This window comes from Bradyrhizobium sp. MOS003 (assembly GCF_003020125.1).
Lineage (GTDB): Bacteria > Pseudomonadota > Alphaproteobacteria > Rhizobiales > Xanthobacteraceae > Bradyrhizobium.
Genome location: NZ_PYFW01000002.1, coordinates 867,523 through 891,939, shown reverse-complemented (window position 1 = coordinate 891,939; position 24,417 = coordinate 867,523). Strand labels below are relative to the sequence as shown.

Here is a 24,417-nt window from a genome sequence, read left to right as displayed (position 1 = left end):
CTTCATCAGTCGCCCTTCGTCTCCCCTAGGGAGCGACAATGCACATCGAGTTCCATAACAGTCGATCAGCGTAGCCGCACCCGCGGAAACCACTCACATATCGTGAGAGGTTTTAACGCGCTTAAGCTTTCCGGGCAGATGAGCTGATCAGAACCTGCTGCTCATCCCACTCAGCGGGGATGGATTTAAACAGCTGCGCCAGCTCGAGGCCGTCAGGCTGCAGGCCGTTCAGGATGGCTTCGGTGATGGCCGGCGAGAGCAAGGTCAGCCGAAGCACGCGGGAAAGATAGGACTCGTTGATCTTTTCCGACTTGGCGAGGTCCCGTACCGAGCTAAACATGTTGGACTCGAGCATGTTGCGCCAGCGATGGGCGCGAACCACGGCTTTGATCAGCGTGTTGTCGACCTGAGGCTTTGCGGGCGCCCAAACTTCGACATTAGCAGGCGTGACCACGCGCTTGCGTCCACCCGATCGTCGGAATGAAATCGGGATGCTCACAACCATTGTCCTGCCATCGCGGCCGAGCTTCGGTCGTCCGATAGGGCCGAGGGTGAGGGTGGTCGGTCGGTTCATTCGGCGGCCTGCTGGAAAGCTTGAGGCTGCAATTCCGAGGAGAGCGATGTCAGGCCCTGGATCTTCAAGGTAATGTCCATTCGCTCGGCATGCATCTCGATGCGCTCGACGAGCAGCGCGACGATGCGTGCCTGTTCTGCCGGAAACAGCTCGTCCCAGAGTTCGTCAAAGCCGAGCAGGGCGCTACGCACCTCCGCCTCGCTAACATCCTCAGATTGCTTCCGGAGAGCGCGCCATGTCTGAACGATGACTTCAGGGGTCTGCAGCAGCTGCCGGACCTGATCGATGATGATACGCTCCAACTCAGCTGCCGGGACTAATTTGACGGGACAGTCCGATCTGCCCTGCTTCATCGCGGTCTGGCTGATGTAATAGCGATAAAGCCTACCCGACTTCCGGGTGTGGGTTGGCGACATCGCCGCGCCATCCGGCCCGAACAACAAACCCTTCAGCAGGGCAGGGGATTGCGCCCGGCTGTTGTTGGCGCGCTTGCGCGGGCTCTCTTTGAGGATGGCGTGGACCTGGTCCCAGAGCTTCCGATCGATGATCGCTTCGTGTTCGCCTGGATATGAGGTGCCCTTATGAACGGCCTCGCCAAGATAAACCCGGTTGTGAAGGATCTTGTACAGCACGCCCTTGTCCAGGAGCTGCCCGTACCGCGTTCGTTCGCTGGCCGCAACGAGCTCGCGGGCCAGCAGGGTCGCGGACTTGAGTTGTACAAAGCGCCGAAAAATGGACCGAACCCGCTCGGCATCGACCTCATGAATGAGCAATTTGCGGTCGCGGACTTCATAACCGAGCGGCGTCCACCCGCCCATCCATTTGCCGCGCTTGCGAGAGGCCGCAACCTTGTCGCGAATGCGTTCGCCGATCAGCTCGCGCTCGAACTGGGCAAAGGTCACGAGGATGTTCAGCGCCATGCGGCCCATGGCATCCTTTGTGTTGAACGATTGGGTGACTGAGACAAACGTCACCCCATGGCGTTCAAAGAGCTCCACAAGGTTGAGGAAGTCGAGCATCGACCGCGAAAGTCGGTCAATTTTGTAGACGACGATGACATCTATCTTGCGGGCCTGGACAGCAGCAATGAGCCGCTTCAGGGCAGGCCGTTCGAGGGTGCCACCCGAGAACCCGCCATCATCGTAGCGATCGGAAACAACGGTCCAACCCTCGGCCCGTTGGCTCACGATGTAAGCCTCGCATGACTCTCGCTGGGCGTCGAGGGAGTTGAAGTCCATGTCGAGGCCTTCTTCGCTCGACTTGCGGGTATACACCGCACAGCGGACTTTACGCACGCCCGGGCGCCCTGGGGCTGCGACGCTCTCGAGGGAGTTGGCGAATAGGGAGGTTCGGCCCTTTTGCGGCTTGCGGGAGTTCATTTGCCCGTCGAATTTTTCAAGCCGAAGAAAACCCAGCCATTCCAATTCGTGCCGGTGATTTGGCGGGCAACCGAGGATAGGGACTTGTAGGGTCGGCCGAGATACTCGAAGTCGTCGTGGCGAACGGTGACGCAGTGCTCCACGCCATCCCATTCGCGGATCAGCTTGGTCCCGGCGACGGGCCGCAGAAGCGGTCGCGCCTTGCGATCCGCCGGCTTCTGGTCCGCATACTGCTTGGCCATGGCCTTGAGCCGTTCGGTGGTTTCCCGGCTCAGGCCGCCATAGGCCAACTCCTGAATGCGGTAGGCCAGCCGGCTCTCCAGGAAGCGGCGGTTGTAAGCGGGCGGTTCGGTGTCGAAAAGCTCGCGCCAACGGGCTTTTAGAACGGGGGCGGGCGCGCCCTTAAGGGCCGCCAGCTGGGTCAAAACGGTATCTTTCACGGGGTGGTTTCCATGGCCTTACGAGCGACATCACCCTCGGACGGGGCCGAACAGTCGAGCGGAGATTTTGCGTCACAGGCCAAATTTCGACTGGACTTCCGGTCGAGAACACGCAGGAGGCCGGCGGCCAAAATGGCGGCAATTTCGGTCAGCGATTCCGCTTGATCGTGCATTCGCTACAAAGAGCGCAACCCATCGTAGCTTTCTAGAGGAGCGGGCATCCTATCGGCGTTGATAGAACATAATCGTACTCAGAGGGGCTCAAGCTCCTCTGGGCGCCTGTGAAGAATGTGCTTCGCTAATGAAAGCCCGCTGCTCATGTGGTGAAATCGTGCACGAATCACCCGATCCGGAGCGGTTTCGATGACTGGCCAACGCTCGTTCGACCTCAGACAGGACTCAAGCTATCGATTCGAGCGCATCGGAGATGGCGAGGGTGAAAAATACATACTTCAAACCTCAAAGGGCTTTGTGCAGGGTTTTGAGGTTATAATTGACAGGCAAGGCCTCTACATCGATCCGTTCGGCGCGCTGGATCGAATGCGTGAGGAGGCAAGAGCGAATCTACGCCACCTTGGTCTTCCAACCGATCAATGCAAGTTGCGACCGACAAAAAGCGAGAAACGCCTTCTCAAGATGTATCCCAATGCCCAGCTGTGGAAATGGAGGAATCGGTCGGGAGACAGCTATTCTGAGGCCGACCTTAATACCGACTTGCTCGGACTTCTCAACGAATTAATGGATACGCCAGCTTTGGAGCCGCACATGTTCCTTATCTATAGGGCCATGGAGGCGCTCGCCGCTTATCGTGTTGGGAAAGTGAATGGCTTAGCGCAGGCTGGGGCAAGCACCAGCAAGGGGCGCGCGATAGGTCCCCAAGCTAAGAAGGCAAAAGCTTTGCGGATTCGGCAAATCGTTTGGCGTCATGCGGCAATGTACTGGACGTCGCGGCGGTCTTGCGAAAACGACGCGAGCAATACTGCAGTAAATATCTGCGAGCAGGTCAATAGCGAACTGAGAGGCGTTGCTCTGATCGGCGAGAGAGACCGTGCCGCGAAAACGATCGGAGATGATATTCGGGCCGGGATTAAATCCGGGGTTTTCCAGTCTGGCGAATTCGGAGCTTGAATTGGCGAGTCTAGAATCCGGGACTACTGACTAGAACCGACAGCTGGCCTAGTAATCCGGCGTGCTTCGGAGTGAAGAACTCCGCGTTGGAGGAATGTATGGCGAGGCTAGATGCGGACTATCGGCTGCTTGTGACTGAAAAAGATGCCGCTAGGTGTCTGTCACTCTCGCACCGAACACTCCAAGCTTGGAGAACGTCCCAATCGGGCCCACCTTTTATTAAAATCGGTCGCTCTGTTCGATATCGAAAAGTCGATATTGTTGAATGGCTCGAATCGAAGCGATGTGCTCTTGAGCCAAAATGTGATGGATAGATCAGCTCGACACGTACCGTATGATGACCTTGACGAGGCGACACCCATCGCGCGTGAATTGAAAGCATTTTTCGAGCGCGGAGGGTCACCAGAAGAGGCCGTGGTACTTGCTGCGAGCATTGAGCGCGCTTTGAACAGTGCATATCCTCGGCAAAAGCATGCATCATCTTCCGGTCGAGGTTCACGACTGCCGGTGGATTGGAAGCCATCGCAAAGAGATGTCCAGTTCGCGGTCTCCCGGGGACTAACTGAAGCGCGGATAGCCGCTGAGGCAGAGAAATTTAAGAACTACTGGCTTGCTAAAAGTGGTCAGGCCGCTGTCAAGCTCGATTGGCCGGCCACTTGGCGAAATTGGATTATCGCAGCAGCGGAAAGCGGGAATGGTCGTGCACGCCTCTCGTATAGATCCAGTTCAGCTACCGGATCTTCACGATCTGGATCGGATGCCATCTTGGCCGGCATGGGTAAGCTCGCGGCTCGCCTCGATCAAAGTAGTCGATCAGAAGTCAGTGAAGCACGGCCGATACGGGAATATCCAGACACTTCCCCACAACTTGCTCTTGAGCCCCCCAGAGCGCGCTGAGTGTGAAAGATATACTCTCGCCGTGGGGACTTTATTCGCTCAAACGCCTAACAGGGCGGCTCAGTGGCGCGACGAAACGCTGTCGGTCGTCACCTGGCTCATGCTGAATCGAGCCTCTCAGCATCAAAACGAGCTGGGCGTAGAAGCCACCGGCGAGGCCTACTTGGTTGCGCTGGCCGACGTGCCTTGGTGGGCGGTCAAGGCAGCGGCATTTCGGTGGTGCGGGGGGCGGTGCGGAACGTCCTCAAACGGCGGCCGGTATGAATACCAATGGCGCCCGGATTCGGCGGTGCTGCGGGCTGTTGCAATGGAGGCGTCATGGAGGCTGCGCGAGCCCTGGTTACAGCCGATTGAGCGGCTGCTCGCAGCTGAGCCGCTCATTGAGTTCGACGAAGCGCACCGCGCAACCATGCAGCGCAGATTCTCTGAGCTTGCGGCGGAGCTGAGAAAGCTCGGTTAGGTCAATCAAGATTGAGGGGAAATGCCGCAATCTGCGGGATTTTCCCCGGGGTTCGTTTGCGTGGTTGATCAGCATTTATCGCGCATGCGTACGTCTTAGAAAACCCATTCCGACAAGGAATAGGTTTTTTGCGATCGGCGGCGGAGCCGTCGGCCCCAGGACGAGGCGTTTTTGTGTGAGTACGTAGGCGCCGGTCGGTTAACGGCGGCGGCGCCTGCGACAACGCTCTACCGTGGGATAGCAGCCAAAGGGTACACCCGGCCTAGCGCGTGAGGGTGGCTGCCGGCGAGTGGACATCGTCGTAAGTAGACGCAACCCGTACGCCTGCCATCGGCAGTGCGGGGTCCGATAGCGACGGGCCTGGCTCCGCCGAGCATGATCGCCGAGGACATGGGAAGCGTCCCGATTGCGAAAGCATCGGGATAGCTCGCCTATGTCCTCCGCAACAAACCTTCACCACCGAACATTCGAAAAGCGAGTGATCTCGTTCTTGGCAACGGATGAGGTATCGTTCTGGCCGTGCACAGCAGGTACAGCCAGAAAGCCAGCGCGGAGGACGCCAATGGGGACGCTACCATCAGTCTTAGAAGCTCCCTTCGCCACGTTTGTCATGATCGACGTGCCGCAGCTCGCCGCGCTATTCCCATGGATCGTAAGACCATCAAGCGTCATATCGATGCCGGCCGTTTGCCGTCACGTTTTAAGGGGTGCGGTCGCAAGAAGCCCCGCCGCGTGTTCACACGAACCCGGCGTCGAGAAGTTTCTCGAGGGTCTCGAGCCGCGTCCATATCCGCCTCCTACGATGAACATGCGCATTAGGAAGCCCTGCCGGCGGCCAAATCTTAATGAACTCAATCGGAACAATTAGAGGGCGTTCACTCTCAGGCCTAACGACTCAAACCACTTGGTATCGAAGGGGCGCCTCTAAACTCTTCCTCATCGGGAGAGTTTCTCCGGAGAGCAATACTGCAAACGCAGAACCGCATGGAGATGCCCACTGGTGGGCGCCTCATTGTTCGGAATAGGTCTGGGATTGCAGTGGCCAACGCTTCCGTCTCGGACGGATTGGGGAAGCCATGCCCTATGCATGGACTTGGGCTGCGGCTGCGGCGGCGCTCGCTGGCGTGGTGGAGGCCGTTGCTCCCCACGGGGAGTAACGCAGTGCATGCAGAACCGACGGACAATGAAGGCACCCACCTGTGGCTCACCTGCTTGAGGTCACCCGCTCACCGTCACGCTTCGGACGTTGGGTCCCTCCGGCATGGCTGACCGCCGCGGGTAATTCGCACCGCGCCTGAGCGGTAGCTGAAGATGCTGGAAAGTTAGGTTGACAAGGTTGACGTGGTTGACAGTCAAGTTGACAGGGGGGAGGGGTGGTCAAAAGTCTAGAGGGGAGATTACAGGACCGGTCTCCATGCTTCGCACGTAAAAGTTCGGAAACAAATACAAGAGACCCACTTTGACTATCGGTGGCGGACCGGCCGATCGCTTCACCCTCAGCTTCTAGCTTACAAGAAATGGGATCCCCGACCGGTCGCGAAGCCGCCTAGGCGATAAATCCGTAAAGCTGACGGTGATGCGACAGATACTCATAGTGCTTCGAATTTAGATTCTGGACCGTTTGCTCGGGCGTAATGCCGAAACACCTCAAGCTTTCCTTGTCCAATCTGTCGGAAATCAAGATCGAGCCATTGTTGTCGAACGAAATAAAGCCGCGATCAAACAGACCGTCAATATGGACGGCTAGCAACAGCCCATTATTCGGATCGAGCCGTTCCATCGAATTAGAAGCCCGCCAAGGCTTAATATGAGAGGCTCGTAGTAGTGCGGGGATAGCAAGTCCCGTTAGCGCGCATCGCGCGCTCCAGAATTCCAATAGATCTCGACGAAAATTTTGTTGGCCCAGTCGCACCGCGCGCATGGCTTCGGTTTCCGTACGGGGATCAACATTCATTTGATCCGCGGCGCCGGAGAATTTTACGGCGGGAACATCTTCAAGGGTGTCTATAAATGTTCGCAGCGATTGCCTTGAAGTGAAGCCAAAATCAACGCCATAGGGAATTGGATCTCGGCCAGACCATATCCGCTTTGGGAAGACTCTCATCGTCGAATTGTGATAGAAAAATCCTTGATTTCCCCGTTTCACGCCAGGGATTTGCAGAAGGGCCGTGACACCTTCTTCGTATGACGGGTCAACTACCAGTATCGACCGATTGCTGTCGAACTTGATGTACAGCGTAAGCGGGCCGCGTGTGGCGCTGCGGGTCTTTACGCCCGTGGGAGCGATACTAAAGCCTAGGCGTTCAAGTTCTTGGCATAGGTCCTCCCTGCTAAGATCGTTGACCGCACCTTTCGCGGCAGCGTGGTCGAAGGACCATCGGAGGACGACCGGTGTGGTGTCTTGAACTTCCACCGCCTTTGCTCGACCTGCATATGTAAACGGCATCCGATCTGCAGATCGGTGAAAGATATGCGCGGGCAGCGAACCGTTCGCCAAGGCACGCATGATGGGCTGAGATGTGTTTGAGCGGTTTTTCGCCGACCAAATGAGCTCATCGCCGTCCCAACGGTTCGGATAGTCGTGGCCAGTTCGTCCAGCTGACCCGACGTTACAGAAAACAAAAAGTTCATCGCCGAATCGAGTGTAGCCAGTCGCCCAGTCACCGCCGCGGCGATCCTCAGGTACATTCACTAGCTGCTGAATTTGCGCACGCGTGTATTGCGCTCCCACTTCGAATTCCATCAATTACACCCCGTAATGGCTCTCATAGGCCAATTTCTATTGAGGGGGCGCGGAGCCGCTAAGCCGTAGTTGCGCTTGACCTATCGTTCGGTCGGCCCGAACTCCAACTGGCGTAACGTGCGGGAAGCTGATCGGCGGCCTCGTGCAAGTTCTAGTGTGGATCGTGGCTAGAGTCGCCCCGAACTTCTCGGCAAGTGGGGTGCCGGATCGGTTCGCAGTGGCCCGCTGGCCAACTTCTTCCATAGCAACTCATAAGCGATGGCCAGGAGATTGTCTTGGCCCAACTCCCGCTTCGCATGGCCAATGCTGGCTTGCGCGCTACCTATGGAAAGCGCCCACTGCGCGCCTCCCCCGGACCCCTGGCCCGGGCTGATCTAGACCTGGGGTAGACTAAAATCGGGTGGCCATAGACAATGGAACTGTAGACTGAGTGCCCTCGGAAGTTGTAGTAACGCAAGCTGAGACTAATCAGACGGGGGGCTGGCGGATATGACAGAGAAATCAAAAGTTGTGCTTTCGCTTGGCGCGGCGCTCGCTTCGCTAACCGGAATGTCGGTTCAGAGCGCTGAGGCAAAGACCGCAGTTGCCAACGATAAAACCGCAGTCGCGGCTGAAAACACCGGCACTAAGCCTCAGGCAAATGCCTACTATCAGGCGGGGGAAGACCTTCTCGGGTTCGTCATGACGAAGCAGGCCGACGGCACCATCGTCGCGGGACATAGCTCCCACGCGTCGCATGCTTCACATGCCTCTCATGCCTCCAGCCGCTAAGCTTCCTGCGGCGTCTCAGGTCGAGGTAGCTGTCGATTTCGATTCAAGCACCCAAAGCCTGAGTGCTTTGGATGCGGCAGCCTATCGTCTGATCGGGTCGGCGACCTGCCAGGTTGAACGGGCAGGAGACCGCTATATTTGCCACTTAATTTCTTCTGGCTATCCGCAAAAAGGAGCCGCGCTCAGTTCAGACGAACTGAGGGAGCGGTTTCTGTACCTTGTTGCCGACGAAAACTTGCGGATTCGCGTTGCTGAAAAAACCGACGGCGTTCGGAACGTCATCCTCGCACTCGCCTTCGGGGCCCTGGCCACCAACCAAAATAATGCCGGATAGAGTCCTACCGGAGGACCATGGCGCGGTTTTTATCTCCTGAGACCTTCAGAACGGCAACCGAAGATCTATCGTTGTTGCCGTTCAATTTTGAGCGCACCGGCGCCAATCAATATCTTGTCGCCAACATGGTCGGCGATTTCATCCGACTGACGGAGGATGAATTGAGCAGGCTGGTCGACCTTCGTGTCCGCCCCGGCGACGGTCTCTACGAAAAGGCCTATGCCGCTCATCTGGTCAGCGGAGCGAACCAGAAGGCGCAACGGCAGCTTTTGGCGGCCCGGCTGAGAAGCCGGATGTCGTTCCTGCAGCAGTCGACCCCGCTTCATATTTTCGTCGTGACGCTGCGGTGCGAACACTCCTGCCCATATTGCCAAGTCTCGCGTCAAAGCACCGACCGATCACGCTTCGACATGAGCGAAGAGACCGCGATGCGCGCGCTCGACATCGCGTTCGCCAGCCCGACGTCACGGATCAAGATCGAGTTTCAGGGTGGGGAGCCACTTCTCAATTTTCCGCTCATCAGGAAGATTGTTGCCGCTGCAAAACAACGGTCCGGCAAGAAGCTCGACTTCGTGATCGCGTCGAACTTGGCTTTATTGGATGACGCCGTTCTCGAGTTTTGCAAAGAGAACAACGTCCTGCTCTCAACTTCTCTCGACGGTCCAGCCGACCTGCACAACAAGAACCGTCCCCGACCGGGTGCAAACAGTCATGAACTAGCTGTTGCCGGAATCCGGCGGGCCAGGGAGGTTCTAGGTCCCGACTGGGTCGGCGCCTTGATGACTACCACGGAGGCGAGCCTCGACCGTGTCGATGAAATCATCGACGAATATCTCCAACTGGGGCTGGATGGCATCTTCCTGCGGCCGCTCTCGCCGTTTGGTTTTGCCATCAAGACAAAGCAGTTCGCCAAGTATGACGCGCAGAAGTGGCTTGCGTTCTACGAGCGAGGATTGCGCCGGGTTCTGGAGATCAACCGACAGGGCACCCCATTCCGAGAGTTCTATGCGACGCTGCTTCTCACACGGATGCTCTCGGACCGGCCCATCGGCTACGTTGATTTGCGCAGCCCCGCGGGCGCCGGCCTTGGCGCGCTGGTCTACAACTATGACGGCAGTGTTTTCGCATCGGATGAAGGCAGGATGCTGGCCGAGACCGGTGACGACGCTTTCCGGCTCGGTCACGTCGAGCGCGACAGTTACAATTCGCTCATCCTATCGGACAAGCTGATCGGCGCGATTTCGTCGTCGCTGACGCAGTGCGCTCCCGAATGCTCGACCTGTGTGTATGAGAGCCACTGCGGCGCGGACCCCGTCTATCATCACGCAACGCAGGGTGATGCCTTGGGAATCAAGCCTTTGTCTGCATTTTGCGCTCGGCAAAAAGGCATCATGGGCCTGTTGCTGGATATTCTGGAGAACTCTCCGGAAGATGCTGCCATCTTGCGACGATGGGCCGCCGCATGACCCTTCCTCTCTATGGCACAGCCTCGCAGAGCGCTGGATTTTCCTCGGACAAAGCTCGATCGGTCCTCAGGCTGCGGTCGGTTGACAGTGCCGCCGAACGTCACGTGGCTGATTTCGCGCTCGCTAGAACGCCAGCCGACATTCGGCGCGCGATAGAAGCCGATTGGCCGTCCATCCTCGTCGTTTCCGACGGCTCAACGGATCTACCCGGCCAGTTCACAGGACAGCTCGTCGCCGTCTCCCCGAAATATGACTATCTCGCGGACGGCGATGTGATCGGCTTCGATCATGTGTCGAGGAAATTCCGTACGTTGTATCGCCGGAATTCGGCTCACAACTCGTTTCTTGTCACGGAACGGTGCAACAATTATTGCCTGATGTGCTCGCAACCACCGAAAGATGTCGATGACCGGTGGATCCTTAGCGAAATCAAAGAAAGCCTGCCGCTCGTCGACCCGGCGACCCGCGGGCTGACGTTCACCGGCGGGGAGACCCTGTCGGATTGGGAAGACTTCATCGCCGTTCTGAAGGAGTGCCGCGATTGGCTGCCGGAAACCGCCATACAGGTGCTGACCAACGGCAGGGCGTTCGCCGACTCGCGGATCGTCGACGCCTGGAAAGAGATCGGCCACCCGAACCTCATGGCGGCCATTCCGGTCTATTCCGCCGTGGATCATGTCCATGATCACGTGGTACAGGCCAAGGGTGCGTTCGACGAGACAATCCTAGGCATTCTAAAGCTCAAGGACCGAGGACAACGGGTAGAAATCCGCGTCGTCCTGCATGCATTGACCGCGCCGATCATTGAGGACACGGGCCGGTGGCTTGCCCGCAATGTGCCGTTCGTCGATCACGTCGCGTTGATGGGGCTCGAAAACACGGGCTTTGCCATCGCAAACGATGCCATGCTCTGGATGGATCCGGTGGACTATGGCGATGGGCTCGCAAGAGCCGTCGATTACTTGAGTGCCGCTGGCATCAACGTATCGGTATACAACCTTCCCAAGTGTGTTCTTCCAAAGTCTGTTTGGCCGCACGCGCTCCAATCGATCTCGGATTGGAAAAACGGTTTCGTGGAAGAATGCGATGGCTGCGATGAAAAGAACGCTTGCAGCGGCTTTTTCACAACCGGACGACCACGCTTCAGCCGGGGAATACGCGCGATAACTTCCTAGCAGAGCGGCCTGGAAGGTTGTCCGACTCCAGATAAAGGAGAGCACGCATGAGATTGACAACGGTTTCATTCCCAGCTGCTGCTAAGTTCGGTGTCTCTTCCGCTCCAACGTCTCGCAAGGACTGTGAGAGCAGTATCCCGACGTTCGCTCGAGGTACATAGACGAGCGGAATATTAAGATGTTTCGAGATGCTCGACGCGCAGCCGTCCTCGACCGGTATGAGATCCGTTGGACACACTCGGCCGCAAATTGATCGAATCTGCCGTTGCAGCTCTGCAGATGTGGCACCCCAACAATTACCCGAGATGGAAACACTTCCTCGATGACCGCTTCCTTGTCTCCATCGGCGCCCAGGCCAAAAACTGATCTTTTCACGCCCGTCCTCGGCTTCCTCCGTGAACTGACATCAGGGAACGGCTAAGCAAAATCAAGATCGGAAAGCTTAATATGGATATTGAGCCGCAGCTACTGGATGACCTGAAGAGCGCCATCGATCGCGGCCAAGCGGCCGGCGAAATAATTACGTCTCAGCAACATGATGAGTACATCCGCAATTTCCGCGAACGATTTGGTCCGGATGCGCTTCGAAGGCTGGATGGTGAAGCTTTACTCAAGACGATGCACGGCCGTCGGAGTAGCGATTCCCGCTGTTTGAGTTACTGGCTTGAGTTTATGAACGACGAGGCGTTTGCCACGAACGCATTTGGCGGAATTGGAGGCGGGTCAGCACTGAAGTTCGGCGTATATCAGAGACCGACCGATGGCGAGTGGATGGGCGGCAAAGGCACGAATCCAAAAGCTATTACGGTTGACGAAGCAATCCAAATAGCCCGGCGCCAACGTGATGAGCTGCTAGCGGGTGACAAGCTCTTAGCAGAGCTAAATTCGATTGATTGTTCAGACGAAGCTTACGGTGACCTTCAGAAACTCATGGAGGGTGCCGCGCCGGAACTCTCTGGCGATGGTTGGGCGCATAAATATTGGTTTTTAACGCACTCCGATAAGCTCGATGACTACCATAGCCCGCGCTACCAACGTTTTCATCTTTATAAGCTGTTGCAAATGCCTCCCGACGGTGTGGGAATACTTGATGGCGGAGCGCCCCGCTTTGTTTGCGCTGGGCGCTTCGTGAGAATTGCGCGCGCTCTTAATGTTCCAGTTAGCATCCTGACCTCAGCGCTTAATCAACGGACAGGAGGCTTCCATCGGTTCTGGCGCATTGGAACGACCGAAGGAAGTGATGGCGATAGCCAATGGGCCAATATGCGCGATGGCAATTACGTTTCTATTGGTTGGCCTGATTCCGTGCCAGATCTCTCTCCTCATCTTAGCGAAGAGAAGGTCACTCTCAAAGATCGGATTAGGGAATGGCTGGTTCCTGCTTACTCGAATTCGGGAGTCGCTTCTCGTAAGGCGGGCGAGGTAGTCAAGTTCGTGCGCGAGATGGCCGAAAACGATCTTGTGTTAGCCTGCGAAGGACAAACGGTGCGTGGTGTCGGACGAGTCAGTGGTTCGTATGAACATGAACGAGGGCTCCGTTTCCCCCACAAACGCCCTGTACAATGGCTTCTCCTAGATCCCTGGCAATTGCCACAGCCAGAAGGGCCGCGCACCACCGTTTTTGAACTGGGTAGGAATGGCGAAAATTTACTTGAACTGGAGCACAAGATTTTTTCTGGAGGAGTTTCGAACTCACCTGCCAGTCGGCTGCATACAGCGCGTGCCAAGGCAGCTACTGCTGTGACGCAACTGCCGCCGTTGGATCAATTCGCGGCAAGGGTGGATGGTATCCTGCGTCGCAAAGGGCAAGTACTTCTCTACGGCCCGCCTGGAACCGGCAAGACCTATCTCGCGGTTCGAGCTGCAACAGAGCTTGCCGCACGTCAGCGCTTCGGCAAGACCCATTCGATGCTTACGGATCCCGAACGCGCTGAGATCGAGAATCCGAACGGCCTAGTGCGGAAATGCACCTTTCATCCCGGATACGGTTACGAAGACTTCGTAGAAGGCCTGCGGCCCGAGACGGTGTCGGGGCATTTGTTCTTTGAACGGCGCGCTGGAATTTTCAAGCAAATATGCGCCGATGCCGAGAAGGCTAATGATAGACACTTCTTCCTCGTTGTGGATGAAATCAATCGAGGTGATGTTCCCAGAATTTTTGGCGAGTTGATTACGCTTCTCGAGCGCGACAAGCGAGGCAGCGTTGTCACGCTTCCGAGCGGATCACACTTTTCTGTCCCGTCTAACGTCTTCATCATCGGCACGATGAACACTGCAGATAGGTCGATCTCGCTGTTAGATGTCGCGCTTAGAAGGCGCTTCGGATTCATCGAGCTGATGCCGGATAGCTCGTTGCTTGAAAGACGTGCAGTGGGCGAATTGCCGCTCGGCCCCTGGCTCGACGCCCTCAATGCTCGTTTGCGCCGTCATTTGAAACGCGACGCGCGCAACCTTCAGATTGGGCACGCATACTTGCTCAGTCAGCCCATCACGTCTGTTGCGGAATTCTCGCGTGTACTTCGTGAGGATCTTATCCCGCTTCTTGAAGAGTACTGCTACGACGACTTCGGTGCACTAAGCGACATTCTTGGGCCAGGCCTAGTCGACGTCCAAGGCGCGCGAATTCGGGACGAAATATTCGATCCCAAGAATGAGGTTAGCCTGCTTCAGGCTCTTGCGTACGAAGAAATGCAATCGTTGACGTTAGTTGAAAATCCCGAACAAAACGATGTTGTAGATGATGCGGCAGAGTCGGCCGCTGACGAAACCGACGATGCTTGAATATCTTGAAAATGGCTTTGAAGCTGTTCCCGTCACGCTAAATGAATGGGATCGCGTCGAAGCTGTTTCACGTCCGCAACTCATCGGCACGACGCTTAGAAATAATCTCGCAGCACAAACCCTAGCGCTTGCAATTCGAGGCCAGGTCGACGTCCGAGAGGGATACAAAGGCCTCGAAGTTTCCACGACTTCTTTTGTGGGGCACATCGCTGTGGGCCCCCTTCGGATCAACATCAATCCCAAGCTGCAGGGGTTAGCCCTCACGTCGCTGGTTCGCTATGCCTATGGTTTACGTGACTTCCAAGTAATTGGGCAGACCCTCACTCCGACAGCTCAACACGGTATACATGATATTCTCATATCGCTGTTGGTGGCGGAGATTGAGGAATTGCTGCATCGGGGCTTGCTGCGCCGGTATGTTCCAGTTTCAGAAATGCTCACAAGTCCCAGAGGGCGAATCCTCGTCGATAAGATTGCGTCTCGCGGCGGAATCGTGGATGGAGCACTTCCGTGTTTGCACTTCCAGCGGCATGCCAATTGGAGGCTCAACCAGGTTCTGCGATCGGGGCTCGATCTCGCAGGAAGCATGACAACCAATCGGGATTTGTATCGACGCGTTCGGAGCTTGGGCGAAGCATTCGACGCAGTCGAAACAACTGCGCTCCAGGGGCGTGATCTCGATGAGGTTGAGCGAGGGCTGACGCGTCTCACGGCAACAAGTCGGCCTGCACTGACGCTCATTAGACTTCTATTTGGAATGCGCGGCACTTCAATTGAGACGGAGACGTCTTCTCACCGCACCCCCGGATTTCTGTTCGACATGAACCTCTTTTTTCAGCGCCTGCTTTCCCGTTTCTTGCGCGAGAATCTTGACGGCGTCTCGATAAGGGATGAGCAGACTACCAAAGGCATGTTTGCATACCCACCGCTCGCAAACCCTAAAGGACGCTCTTTACCGAGACCGCGGCCTGACTTTGCACTATTCAGCGCTACGGGCCTGATCGGTTTCTTAGATGCAAAGTATCGGGACATCTGGGAAAAAGGCTATCCTGCCGGTTGGCTCTATCAACTGTCCATGTACGCGTTGGCCTCGCCAAATCAGAAAAGCATTATTCTGTACGGGACCACTTCATCAGAAGCTCGCGAAGAGCGGGTAGAAATTCGTCACCCCGTGCTCTGGGGTGCCGGATCTAAGCCGATGGTGATCTTTCGTCCGGTGCAGTTGCAAGACTTGGCTATGCTGCTGCATCCCTCCAATGAGGGTTCGGCGAAGTGGGAACAGCGGAGGAGTTTCGCGCGCTCTCTTGTCACTTTTTGAGACTATAAGCTCTCCGGGTAGAACATTTGCCCGTCAACAGGTGAGTGGGATTAGGCTTGGCTCATGTGCTGCGCGACTGAGGGCTGGGCCGCTGGCTGAGTTCTTCCATAACGTTTGAACTCCGAATCCATGCGACTTCGAAGTTCGCAGGTAAGCCGCAACTCAAACAGTCCCATGCCGGGGCGGAGCTGCCGGGAGGAAGCGGGCCTCCATGGCAGGATAATCAATACGCGGCAGCGGGCGTCGTGGTTTCAATTTCGACCGCGCCCTTGAGAATGAGCAAGCTAAGGCCCTTGCCGCATCGCGCCGCATTAATGGAGAGCTCCAACAGCCGGCTCGGGCGAGTTGTTGCTGAGATGCTGTTCACGTCCTTCTTGAGGCAGAAATGGTAACTCACAGCGTCTAATCTTCGTCGACTACTTTGTATTTTTTCACGGGTACGATGATCTTCATAAATAGTTCATCAGCTTCCTTTGGCCGATCATAACTCGCACTCTCGGTCACTGTTTCAAGGTAACAAGATCCAGGTTCGGCGCCCTCATAACGAAGTAACCCGGTACAGAATTCATCAGGAAGTTTTTCGACCCCATAAACTCTCCGAAGCCCGGGCGCGGGCTCGCCTCTAAAATCCGCGTGCGTCAGTATTGTTAAACAGCCGCTATCCTCGACCGACGTTTTCACTATCTTCTGAGTCCAGTGAACGGTTTTTGGGCTGCAATTATTTCTTAGTAAGGAGCTTTTGCCGTACTTAACCCATGCCCCCGTCTCCGACGTGCAAGTGAGCAGTACGGGAATGCAGCAATAGCGTTTCGTATTGCCGGACTTGAAAACCTCGTTCGCTGACGCGCAAAAAGAGCCGGCGCAATGTCGACTGCGGCAGATGAAGCTGAACGTTTGGGACGATGCGATCACCGAGGTGTTCGCCAGCGGAGTGCGTCGTCGCGTCATGCTAGCGCATGGGGCTTGAGTGTTCACCAACAGCGGCTGGCATTTTTAGTTGAAATGAAAAGCAAGATAGACGCGCGGACACAGCAAAAAGCTCAGGCGCTTTTGGAAAAGTGTTGTCCGAAAATTGCTAATGCTCCTATCCCGCCAACAGGGTCGCCATTAATTAGCAGCTCGCAGAACAGATTTGGTCCACCGGACAGAATGAAGTTAAGCCGCGGAACGCGCGCGTCCGGGTTTTTATGCCGATGAACGGCACGTCACTTGGGCCATAATTATTGGGGCCGTAATGCAGAACGTTGCTTTGAGGCGTGCCAACGACTTGATCTAAAAATCTAATGCAGAAAGCGGTTTTGAACCTAAAATTACAGTTGTTTGTGACTCTCGCGAAAACATGCCAAAAGTCAGGTCCACCGTTGTCGAAATCGCTGTCGTCCCAAACAACACTCGCACAAGAAGATGCATCTTGTGTTTGCTCAGCTATTTTCTCTTGGTTGTTCTCGGCGAAGATCTGTCGTGCTAAATTGAGAGCAACTTCGCCGCAATCTGCGATGGACTTTTGGGCAGATGGGTTGTGCCGCTGAGCAAAGAGCATGGCGTCGAGTAATGACCGTCCTTGCTTGCGCGCTTCTTCAAACGATCTTCGCGCGCCAGCGTTCGTACCTATCCATCTGATATTTTCTCTGCAAGCCTCGGTCCCAGGCCCAGAAGCGCAAACCTCGTACTCGGGTTCAAATCTGGCTTTGCAAGACGAAATATACGAGACGTCTCCAACAGCGGCGGTTCGTTGTGCATCGCTCATGCATTTTCCGACACTGGATCGAAATTTCTCGCCGCACGTTTGCGCACCAGTCTCGCTGCCATTTAACGAAATAAGCAATGTAATGAGCACGATAAAAACGATGTGCCTCAACGCGATCCTCCGCTAACGCCACTGTCTCTCGATCGAGGCACTGACGGCATCTGAGTTCTCGGACCGTTGCTGTACCCTGATGAGCTAGCGGTTCCTGCGGCAGCTCCAAGGCCAATTATCGCAAGCTCCCCAATGATTCCCACAACTTCATTCGTACTAAAGCCACCGCCTGTCGAAGCCGAGACTGTTTCATCATTAGCATCGGGACGCGCGATCTCAGGCGCAACGGCGCCTTCCAAGGCGCGCTTCTGTTCAGCGCCCTTCCGGATCATCGCGATAAATTCCCGATTAGAATCGCAAAAGTTGGTGTAGGACTCGAAGTAGAGCTTTTCGCATTGGCGAAATCTCGCGGCGTCACTTGCGAGTTGGCTTTTTTCGTAGTGATTGGCTCGGGTACGGCACTCACGCGTCAATTTGACCAGCTCGAGGCAATCCTTTTCGCTCATCAATGGACCGGCCAGCGCAGAGGAGCCGGCGGCAATCACCGCTAACGCGGTGAAGGTAAGCGCTCTCGTTGCAGTCATCAGTCGCCCTCCGGAATGTCTGCCTCGGGTTCACCGGCCCGTGGCCTCAGGGTGACACTGAAGTGCTCGCCTGGTTTTAATCTCCTGCGAGTAAAACCTACCAAGGTCCCGTTGCATGGATCGCCGTCGGATCTCGTGAATGCTTTCTCTTCGACGCAAGTGAGTTCCAATACTCCGCTTTGATATTCGGTATTTTTTGTTTTGGCGTAGTACTTTATTCTCTGTGCAGAATTCATTTTTTCGATTATCTCGCATGTGCCTGACTGGACCGTCGTCCAACCCCTGACCCTCCCGCTGCGCCCAAATGCGACCGACATCTTGTCCATGGTCGCGTTGCAGACGGTGAATGAAGACCCCTGCTCAGATTGGGCTTGTTCAGCTTCCGCTTCCCTCTTTAAAGCACTGAGCTTATCCTGAACCGCCGCGCTTGGCTTGGGGATATCGGAGCTTACTTCTCGAATGCCAGGCGGACTGGAAGATTGAACCGATCCTGCCGCATCGGGAACGAAGTCTAGTTGAAGCGTGACTGTCCGGGTCGAAGTCGTCACGTTGCAACCGCTCGACCGTATGGGCGCTTCTCCGGTTAACACGATTTGACGTTCATTGGTGATCACAGCAGTAACAGCAAACGGAATTGCTTCACAGCCGTTCTTGAACGAGTAGCTGTTTCCCGTAAGTACAGCACCTTTTCGGGTACCTTCGAACAGCTTTACGCCGGGTCTAATTCCGACGCTTTCTAATCCAGCTCGTGGTTCAAGATATGAGGCCGAGCGCGTTTGTCCGCTCGATTCCCATGTGATCGTTGATCCGTTATGCGTCCACACTGATTCAGCCGACAAAGCGCCAGAAATAGAAAACCAGATGAGGGATGTGGCGATAACAACGGTTCTCACTTAAATCCTCTTTTGAAATGTGTTGTAACCTACGTAATGACGGCAAAGCCTCGCTTCCAAATCTGAAACGGCCTCCCACCATCAGCCGCGTGACAGTTTTGGTTACTTGCCAACATCCGGATCGAGCGCCTTCGCGGCGGCAATATCAGCGGCGCCCGTCCGATCTCCTTTGCTGGATTTTGCCGTCCCACGCAGGTAAAGCGCCTTGGCGTCCTTGGGGTCGATCTGAACTGCCCGATCATAATCAGCTATCGCTCCCGCGAAATTGCCCTTCCTCTCCAGCAATGCAGCTCGAGCAAACCGAAAGCCTGCATCATCGGGCCTCAGGCGTATCGCCTGGTCATAGTCCGCCAGATTCTTATCTAGCTCGCGCTCATCCCTTGCTTCCGCTCGAACTCGGTAGTTGTCCGCTAAGGTCGGCTCTTTCGATACGAATTCATCGAGGTATTTCATACTCGCTTGGGTCGAGTAGCCCGTCATTTCTTGTACCAAATAGTACCGATAGTCGTAGCTATATTTATCATTTGGATCGAGGCGGATGGCCAAATTGTAGTCTGCCAGAGCCTTCGGGTAGTTCTTCAGTTGTTTCCAAAGCTCTGCCCGTTCGAGGGCGGCTTTTGAAGTCGGACTGGCTGCAAGGGAGGCATCGTACAGGCGCACAATGGCCATGAAGTCGGCTTGAGTCGAAGCCGCGTCGCCTTTGCGTTCAAATGCGCCGGCTCGTGCCTTCAAATAACTGACGTTCTTCGGGTCCATTTTGATCGCCGTACCGTAGTCATTGATGGCGGCGGCAACACGATCCTTCTCCAGATTGTATTCGGCACGTTTGACAAAATTCTCTGCCGATGGCTCCAGCCGGACGAATTGATCCAGATCCGCCGACGTCCTGCCGTCGTCGCCCTTCTTTTTCCAAAGATCACTACGCGCCAGGTAAAGCTTCGGGCTGTTCGGCTGTAGCGCGAGCGCGGCGTCCATGTCCCCGATGGCCTGATCATACGACTCGATTTGGTCCCAGAGATTCGCTCGCGTGACGTATCGTTCTGCATTCTTGGCATCAAACTCGATCAATTTTGTGAGGTCCGCGATCGCCTGATCCCATCTCGAAGCCTGTATATGCCGGTTCGCGCGGATATTCAGGGCGTTGATGCGGTCCTCGATAGAGGCACCCAGCGAGTCAATGACGATGCTACAAGCCTCGACGCCATCCTCCGACGTGCAGCGAGACATTGGTGTATTGCGTTCTGCCGATGTCATCGCAAAACCGGCGGCGTAGACGACGACAAGCATCGCTGCACCGATCTTCAGATATCTACCCAAAATCACGGGCTGGGATGCGGGCGGCCAATTGAACCCCGGGCGAGCCAGACGAATGGCGGGCCATGCCAATGCTGTTGGCACTGCCATGGCAAGAAAGTAGACGGCCCCCACCGGGTCTCCGTAGAAAAACAATGTTGCGCCGCTTGGGAATGCGAACGAAATCAGTGCAACCCCCAATGCAGTCAGCCAAACCGCGACGATCGTTGCTGCGTCAAGTGCGGCAGACACGCGTCCCTTTGTGGTCGCCATCAAGCATCCCGTGAGAACCACTGGAAAAGGCAATACCATGGTAGAGAAGCTAGAAAGAACGCCAAATTCATAAAGGGCGTAGCGGTAGCCGAGGAGAAGCGCGATGAATATCAGTGCCGCAAGCGCCGTAGGGGCTTGAGGGGTTCGCCATTGAACCGCGGTGGCGCCTACGCAGCCAAAGAAAACTGAAAGCTCCAATCTCCCGATGTAGGCCGCATCATAGCCGCCCAAACCTGCGCGACGGAGAATTTCCGCAATAGCAGGGCCTAACAAGCAGGATGTCCCATAAGCCGCAGCAACCACGATGCATTCCGTCGAAGTCAGTTGCAATGTGGGCCGAAGGAGAAATGCGGACGCAAAAACAACGACTCCGCTGAGAAGCCCGATCAATCCATGCGTCAGCGCACCACCGATAGCGAAGGCTCCCACCAAGTCCGGGATTTTGGTCAGAATCAAAAGCGTTAGAAGGGCGATCATAGCCTCGAAGATCGTGCGCCAGTCCCACGCCGCACCAAGTCTTGTCGTCCAGCTTTGTCTCGGACTGCCGTCCTCGGTTTGGGCGACTTTACGGCCCGGCAGGAAGTCCCAAATCGAACTGCTGGGCGTGCTCGTCTTGCGATCCTCCGATTGCTTCCCAATCTTATAAGCGTGCACCGGGGTCGGGATATTCTTGACCTGCTGAACTCCCATGTCGGCAAAGGGAACGGACAATTTGTTTGCGACCTGCTCGTACACGGCACGTGAAACGCAGATTCCCCCGACTTCCGCCAAGCCTTCGAGCCGCGCTGCAATGTTGACGCCGTCACCGAGCAGATCGCCATCATCACGCTCGACGACGTCGCCAATCGTAATTCCAATCCTGAAGCTCATGTGCCGACTGGGAGGAAAAGCACCATTGCGGGTCCGGAGACTTTCCTGGATGTCAATCGCGCACCGCACCGCGTCCACCGCGCTCGGAAATTCAGCGAGCACGGCGTCACCTGCAGTGTTGAAAATTCGCCCCCGCGCGTTGGCGATAAACTCGTCTGTGACTTCCCGATACGCCTTTAGTCTGCGGAGAGTCTCTTCCTCGTCTTCCGCAACCAACCGGCTGTAACCGGCAATGTCTGCGGCAAAAATGGCCGCAATTTTGCGTCTCATGATGATCTAAATGCACCTTTGGAGCGATACAGGAATTTGGTCATTAAGAAATGGCGGGCGCTAGTCTGAGTGCAAGAATAGCCAAGTGGAAACGTTTATTGCAATACGTTTAAAGTCGACGCCAGGAAAAGGCGTTCCGCCTCGTCGGACCGATCGAGATCCGAGGACGCCTTTGGTTGAAAAGCATGGTGATGCGGTCGGCGGGCGGGGGAGGGGCCCTATAACCCGGTTGGCTGCCCGCTAAAGGGCCAAGCAGGCGAGAGACGAAGACCCAGCGCCTGCTTGCTCCGATGCACTTCATGAAGAGCCGGTACGATGCTCTCTTGGATGCGATCGAAAGTCTTTAGGGCTGGTTTGCCAGACTGATCGTGCCGTGGTCGCAGGCTGTGATGCTGGTCGAGAATCGCACGCTATTAGGGCCAAACAACCCGCGTTCAGCTGGCGCGATGAACGGGATAGGGGGCAGCTCAGAGTTTCGCTGATGCAATGATTCTAAGGTTGCGGATGACTAGGCTCGTCCTTGCGTGCAAGGATCGCGGCTCCCGCAATCTCATAGGCGAGTGCTGGTAAACCCGACCGTCAGTGATTAAAAACACGTTATATGATATGCGATCAGCCGATTTTTAAAATGAAGGTTGCAGCGCGGCACCGCTGAACGCGAAACGCACTGCAACTACAAGCGATGATTGATAATGCCTCGTCGAAGAATGATCGGCGCGACGCAGATAGTCGCTATGTGGCTCCTGCTCACACTTCCTGTCTCGGCTGGTCAATTGCCGCCCGAATCCGACGCCGTCAGTTGGCGGAAGACTCGTAAGATCATTGATTTCATGCGCATCTATGGGCCGCCCGATACTGCTAACGGACAAAAAATGGTCCAAACCTATCACTGGAAACGAGTTGTGACCTTAGGTTTCTCTGGTGCTGAGGGCGGGGAAACTAAAGAGAGTTTCACGTGCGAAGTGATAGCGAAAGTTGCTGCTGGCGGATCAATTCTTCAAGTCAAAGCAGATGTGGCGAATCCCGGTGCCCTGGCGATTGCCTCCATTGGAGGGTTTGGTCCAAGTTGCGAAAAGGCGTTCGGTTTGAAGAGCACGACCCGTTCGGTGAGCTCGAAGCGCATGAGGCGATGATCTGCCGTCATGCAGAACTATTAAAAACAACAAGTAGATGAAGGGAACTTACATTGTTTCGGTGCGCGACTTGGTCTTTTTTCTTTCTCGCTGCGACGCTGAGCGTCTTCGTTATAAATGGCGGCGCCTCCGCGCAGTCAGTCAAGAACAAATCGGTATCCTCTCAGAAAGAGGCAGTTATCACCGCTGCCGAAAAGGGCAAGCTTGAGGCATATTTGAAAAAAACGCTGTCATCGGAGCTAAGCGTGAGAACGAGAGCTAACACAAAGGGCTCCCTAGAGGTCTATAAAGGCGAAGAGTTTGTCGGAGTTATTTTTGCGGATGTAGAGGATGGAGAAAAGTCGTTTATGTTCAGCGTCGCCATTCTGAAGGAAGATCTATGAACCAGAGCTACACGATACAGTCTTCCCGATGGCTCTCGCTGCATTTTCTCCTTTCGTGGTTCGCTTGGAGCGGGACTTCTATATTCCTCTTTGTGCAATCCGGTCCTTGTTGCAAAGCCCACGTCTACATCACCGAGAGCGGATTGGTGCAGGTGCAATAAGAAGATCGCGCCCGGGCAGTTTCATGAAAGTACAATGGAGGATGTGAAAGTGACGTGCATCTAAATAGGACGGACTGCAAAATCATAGACGGTCGGAATGTCGGATTGAGAGCTAGATATTTTAGGGCCGATGTTATTCAGGATAGGGTGTTTTTATGATCAGGACTTTTATAGCGTTTGTTCTTGTAGTTCTTCTTGGCTCGATCGCATCCGCTCAGCAGGGCCGTGCGAAACTTGATGCTCCTGGTAAAGTGGCCTTCGGGACTACCTATGAAAATGCAGCTAAGTTGCTAGGACCCGATGCGGAGCCATATGAACAGGATCCGCCACAACCCGGCATCAAGGTGCTTTCGTGTGACAAATGCTCGCTGCTTCCGAATGTCGAGGGCTTGACCCTCCATTTCCAGAACAATGGCGGTCTCGTTCGGGTGGAGGCATTTGCTGTTGCAGGAATGTTCAAGACTGTCGACGAGTGCCAAAAGGGCGATAGTGACATGATGCCAAAGCTCGTCACTTTGTACGGGAAGCCCGACTCGAATGAGATTTCCAAGAAGAGCGGTACTACCAGCAAGATCGCCTCGTTCAGGTTTGGAGACGGCGGAGTTGTCCAGCACACCTCATCCACGACCAAGTCTGACCGCCCTTGCACCTACACTGTTAGCTACATGAGCAAGGCGCTTGGTTCGCGGTAATTGCGAGTGCCAAGAGGCAATCGGTTCAAAGGGGTTGCGTGCTTTCCTTTGTGCCTTGGGCTGCTGAATTGGGCTTGCGCCGCATCGAACGGCGCGGCTGCTCAAACGCCTTTGAATTCAAACATTCCCCGAACTGAGAACAGCTATTACCCGACCGGCCTGAAGTGCCCGAAAGCAAACTCTGGCGTTCTCGAGTTTTCAATGAGAACTCCCGCGGGCGATTTGACCAATATCCGAGCACACCGCGCAAATCTGGAAAGGCTTCGATCTCGATCGGAAGCGCTCGATCGCGGATGACGCTTTTCGGGAAGTTCGAGGAGGGTGATGGCATCGATCAGACCACTTTTGTGCAATGGGATCTCGGCTTTTCCCGGCGTGATCCCGAACTGTTCGGCAATCGCTGGGAGCGAATTCAATCGCGCCTATTGTCGCTCATCGAAAGGGCAGCCCCCTTGGTAATTTCAGCGGTGCGCGGGGAATACAAACTACCGCGCGTTGACGCGCCAAACTGGCGTTCCGCAATCGAAAAATGTGGCGAGAAGTAGCAGCACGTCGTTCATTTCTGCCGAAATCCAATTCGGCGAGCACTTTCGGTCCGGCT

At 55.5% G+C, this 24,417-nt stretch carries 22 protein-coding genes and 1 pseudogene; 13 read left to right on the top strand and 10 right to left on the bottom strand.

Features of this window, described 5'->3' with window-relative positions; translation table 11 throughout:
• Positions 1 to 121: 121 nt before the first annotated feature.
• The 3 genes from C7G42_RS14690 to C7G42_RS14680 are packed head-to-tail and all read right to left on the bottom strand — an operon-like array spanning position 122 to position 2,393.
• The gene (locus tag C7G42_RS14690; protein WP_106949626.1) at positions 122 to 574 is read right to left on the bottom strand and encodes a hypothetical protein; all 453 of its coding nucleotides are present in this window, start codon (positions 572 to 574) and stop codon (positions 122 to 124) included.
• The gene (locus C7G42_RS14685; protein WP_245427711.1) at positions 571 to 1,953 is read right to left on the bottom strand and encodes a recombinase family protein; all 1,383 of its coding nucleotides are present in this window, start codon (positions 1,951 to 1,953) and stop codon (positions 571 to 573) included. Before C7G42_RS14685 ends, C7G42_RS14690 begins: the two co-directional genes overlap by 4 nt.
• A complete protein-coding gene (locus C7G42_RS14680; RefSeq protein ID WP_106949625.1) occupies positions 1,950 to 2,393 on the bottom strand; it encodes a DUF2924 domain-containing protein in 444 nt (147 codons plus the stop codon). The genes C7G42_RS14685 and C7G42_RS14680 overlap by 4 nt, the downstream gene beginning before the upstream one ends.
• A 363-nt stretch (positions 2,394 to 2,756) precedes the next feature.
• Here C7G42_RS14680 and C7G42_RS14675 point away from each other — a divergent pair, with 363 nt between their 5' ends.
• From C7G42_RS14675 to C7G42_RS14665, 3 genes are all read left to right on the top strand, one after another.
• Positions 2,757 to 3,521, top strand: a complete 765-nt coding sequence (locus C7G42_RS14675; protein WP_106949624.1) for a hypothetical protein — start codon at positions 2,757 to 2,759, stop codon at positions 3,519 to 3,521.
• A 98-nt stretch (positions 3,522 to 3,619) separates the two neighbouring features.
• Entirely contained in the window at positions 3,620 to 3,835 is a 216-nt protein-coding gene (locus C7G42_RS14670; protein ID WP_106949749.1) for a helix-turn-helix transcriptional regulator, read from the top strand.
• Positions 3,836 to 4,215: 380 nt separating this feature from the next.
• Positions 4,216 to 4,878 carry a hypothetical protein gene (locus C7G42_RS14665; RefSeq protein ID WP_106949623.1) on the top strand — a complete coding sequence of 221 codons (663 nt, stop codon included), beginning with the start codon at positions 4,216 to 4,218 and terminating at the stop codon, positions 4,876 to 4,878.
• Between the two features lie 1,546 nt (positions 4,879 to 6,424).
• On the opposite strand, the gene C7G42_RS14660 is transcribed toward C7G42_RS14665, so the two are convergent.
• A complete protein-coding gene (locus tag C7G42_RS14660) occupies positions 6,425 to 7,621 on the bottom strand; it encodes an HNH endonuclease (RefSeq protein WP_106949622.1) in 1,197 nt (398 codons plus the stop codon).
• Between the two features lie 489 nt (positions 7,622 to 8,110).
• Between C7G42_RS14660 and hxsA2 the strand changes: the two genes are divergently transcribed.
• From hxsA2 to C7G42_RS14635, 6 genes are all read left to right on the top strand, one after another.
• Complete coding sequence (gene hxsA2, locus C7G42_RS14655; protein ID WP_106949621.1) at positions 8,111 to 8,392, top strand: His-Xaa-Ser repeat protein HxsA2; 282 nt, start codon at positions 8,111 to 8,113, stop codon at positions 8,390 to 8,392.
• Positions 8,367 to 8,726, top strand: a complete 360-nt coding sequence (locus tag C7G42_RS34790; RefSeq protein WP_158537593.1) for an HxsD-related protein — start codon at positions 8,367 to 8,369, stop codon at positions 8,724 to 8,726. Before hxsA2 ends, C7G42_RS34790 begins: the two co-directional genes overlap by 26 nt.
• A gap of 17 nt (positions 8,727 to 8,743) precedes the next feature.
• On the top strand, positions 8,744 to 10,192 hold the full coding sequence (gene hxsB / locus C7G42_RS14650) for a His-Xaa-Ser system radical SAM maturase HxsB (protein ID WP_106949620.1): 1,449 nt from the start codon (positions 8,744 to 8,746) through the stop codon (positions 10,190 to 10,192).
• Positions 10,193 to 10,296: 104 nt separating this feature from the next.
• Complete coding sequence (hxsC, locus tag C7G42_RS14645) at positions 10,297 to 11,367, top strand: His-Xaa-Ser system radical SAM maturase HxsC (protein WP_199580902.1); 1,071 nt, start codon at positions 10,297 to 10,299, stop codon at positions 11,365 to 11,367.
• Positions 11,368 to 11,814: 447 nt separating this feature from the next.
• Complete coding sequence (locus C7G42_RS14640) at positions 11,815 to 14,148, top strand: DUF8426 domain-containing protein (protein WP_106949619.1); 2,334 nt, start codon at positions 11,815 to 11,817, stop codon at positions 14,146 to 14,148.
• Positions 14,141 to 15,466, top strand: a complete 1,326-nt coding sequence (locus C7G42_RS14635; RefSeq protein ID WP_158537592.1) for an McrC family protein — start codon at positions 14,141 to 14,143, stop codon at positions 15,464 to 15,466. Before C7G42_RS14640 ends, C7G42_RS14635 begins: the two co-directional genes overlap by 8 nt.
• A gap of 223 nt (positions 15,467 to 15,689) precedes the next feature.
• Here C7G42_RS14635 and C7G42_RS35020 read toward each other — a convergent pair whose 3' ends face one another.
• From C7G42_RS35020 to C7G42_RS35790, 6 genes and pseudogenes are all read right to left on the bottom strand, one after another.
• Complete coding sequence (locus tag C7G42_RS35020; protein WP_158537591.1) at positions 15,690 to 15,863, bottom strand: hypothetical protein; 174 nt, start codon at positions 15,861 to 15,863, stop codon at positions 15,690 to 15,692.
• Positions 15,864 to 16,577: 714 nt separating this feature from the next.
• Positions 16,578 to 17,213 carry a hypothetical protein gene (locus tag C7G42_RS34785; RefSeq protein ID WP_147250251.1) on the bottom strand — a complete coding sequence of 212 codons (636 nt, stop codon included), beginning with the start codon at positions 17,211 to 17,213 and terminating at the stop codon, positions 16,578 to 16,580.
• A gap of 107 nt (positions 17,214 to 17,320) precedes the next feature.
• Positions 17,321 to 17,848, bottom strand: coding sequence for a hypothetical protein (locus tag C7G42_RS34780; protein WP_147250250.1), 528 nt, complete (start codon positions 17,846 to 17,848; stop codon positions 17,321 to 17,323).
• The gene (locus C7G42_RS34775; RefSeq protein ID WP_147250249.1) at positions 17,848 to 18,741 is read right to left on the bottom strand and encodes a DUF1036 domain-containing protein; all 894 of its coding nucleotides are present in this window, start codon (positions 18,739 to 18,741) and stop codon (positions 17,848 to 17,850) included. The genes C7G42_RS34780 and C7G42_RS34775 overlap by 1 nt, the downstream gene beginning before the upstream one ends.
• A gap of 102 nt (positions 18,742 to 18,843) precedes the next feature.
• Positions 18,844 to 19,497, bottom strand: coding sequence for a tetratricopeptide repeat protein (locus C7G42_RS36325; protein ID WP_502694209.1), 654 nt, complete (start codon positions 19,495 to 19,497; stop codon positions 18,844 to 18,846).
• A gap of 1,410 nt (positions 19,498 to 20,907) precedes the next feature.
• Positions 20,908 to 21,447: pseudogene (locus C7G42_RS35790) on the bottom strand (adenylate/guanylate cyclase domain-containing protein); the annotation flags it as partial.
• Between the two features lie 734 nt (positions 21,448 to 22,181).
• Here C7G42_RS35790 and C7G42_RS34770 point away from each other — a divergent pair.
• The 4 genes from C7G42_RS34770 to C7G42_RS14610 all read left to right on the top strand — a co-directional run bounded on the left by C7G42_RS34770 (position 22,182) and on the right by C7G42_RS14610 (position 24,361).
• Entirely contained in the window at positions 22,182 to 22,580 is a 399-nt protein-coding gene (locus tag C7G42_RS34770) for a hypothetical protein (RefSeq protein ID WP_147250248.1), read from the top strand.
• A 53-nt stretch (positions 22,581 to 22,633) separates the two neighbouring features.
• Positions 22,634 to 22,963, top strand: coding sequence for a DUF3126 family protein (locus C7G42_RS35785; protein ID WP_245427708.1), 330 nt, complete (start codon positions 22,634 to 22,636; stop codon positions 22,961 to 22,963).
• 316 nt (positions 22,964 to 23,279) lie between these two features.
• Positions 23,280 to 23,816 carry a hypothetical protein gene (locus tag C7G42_RS14615; RefSeq protein WP_106949616.1) on the top strand — a complete coding sequence of 179 codons (537 nt, stop codon included), beginning with the start codon at positions 23,280 to 23,282 and terminating at the stop codon, positions 23,814 to 23,816.
• A gap of 293 nt (positions 23,817 to 24,109) precedes the next feature.
• The gene (locus C7G42_RS14610) at positions 24,110 to 24,361 is read left to right on the top strand and encodes a hypothetical protein (protein WP_106949615.1); all 252 of its coding nucleotides are present in this window, start codon (positions 24,110 to 24,112) and stop codon (positions 24,359 to 24,361) included.
• The last annotated feature ends 56 nt before the right edge of the window (positions 24,362 to 24,417 follow it).

What these genes read in the sequence shown, in the direction of transcription:
- C7G42_RS14690 (WP_106949626.1), bottom strand. Translation starts at nt 574, where the DNA reads ATGAACCGACCGACCACCCTCACCCTCGGCCCTATCGGACGACCGAAG.
- C7G42_RS14685 (WP_245427711.1), bottom strand. Translation starts at nt 1,953, where the DNA reads ATGAACTCCCGCAAGCCGCAAAAGGGCCGAACCTCCCTATTCGCCAAC.
- C7G42_RS14675 (WP_106949624.1), top strand. Translation starts at nt 2,757, where the DNA reads ATGACTGGCCAACGCTCGTTCGACCTCAGACAGGACTCAAGCTATCGA.
- C7G42_RS14670 (WP_106949749.1), top strand. Translation starts at nt 3,620, where the DNA reads ATGGCGAGGCTAGATGCGGACTATCGGCTGCTTGTGACTGAAAAAGAT.
- C7G42_RS14665 (WP_106949623.1), top strand. Translation starts at nt 4,216, where the DNA reads ATGGTCGTGCACGCCTCTCGTATAGATCCAGTTCAGCTACCGGATCTT.
- C7G42_RS14660 (WP_106949622.1), bottom strand. Translation starts at nt 7,621, where the DNA reads ATGGAATTCGAAGTGGGAGCGCAATACACGCGTGCGCAAATTCAGCAG.
- hxsA2 (WP_106949621.1), top strand. Translation starts at nt 8,111, where the DNA reads ATGACAGAGAAATCAAAAGTTGTGCTTTCGCTTGGCGCGGCGCTCGCT.
- C7G42_RS34790 (WP_158537593.1), top strand. Translation starts at nt 8,367, where the DNA reads ATGCCTCTCATGCCTCCAGCCGCTAAGCTTCCTGCGGCGTCTCAGGTC.
- hxsB (WP_106949620.1), top strand. Translation starts at nt 8,744, where the DNA reads ATGGCGCGGTTTTTATCTCCTGAGACCTTCAGAACGGCAACCGAAGAT.
- C7G42_RS14640 (WP_106949619.1), top strand. Translation starts at nt 11,815, where the DNA reads ATGGATATTGAGCCGCAGCTACTGGATGACCTGAAGAGCGCCATCGAT.
- C7G42_RS14635 (WP_158537592.1), top strand. Translation starts at nt 14,141, where the DNA reads ATGCTTGAATATCTTGAAAATGGCTTTGAAGCTGTTCCCGTCACGCTA.
- C7G42_RS34785 (WP_147250251.1), bottom strand. Translation starts at nt 17,213, where the DNA reads ATGAGCGATGCACAACGAACCGCCGCTGTTGGAGACGTCTCGTATATT.
- C7G42_RS34780 (WP_147250250.1), bottom strand. Translation starts at nt 17,848, where the DNA reads ATGACTGCAACGAGAGCGCTTACCTTCACCGCGTTAGCGGTGATTGCC.
- C7G42_RS36325 (WP_502694209.1), bottom strand. Translation starts at nt 19,497, where the DNA reads ATGGACCCGAAGAACGTCAGTTATTTGAAGGCACGAGCCGGCGCATTT.
- C7G42_RS34770 (WP_147250248.1), top strand. Translation starts at nt 22,182, where the DNA reads ATGTGGCTCCTGCTCACACTTCCTGTCTCGGCTGGTCAATTGCCGCCC.
- C7G42_RS14615 (WP_106949616.1), top strand. Translation starts at nt 23,280, where the DNA reads ATGATCAGGACTTTTATAGCGTTTGTTCTTGTAGTTCTTCTTGGCTCG.
- C7G42_RS14610 (WP_106949615.1), top strand. Translation starts at nt 24,110, where the DNA reads ATGACGCTTTTCGGGAAGTTCGAGGAGGGTGATGGCATCGATCAGACC.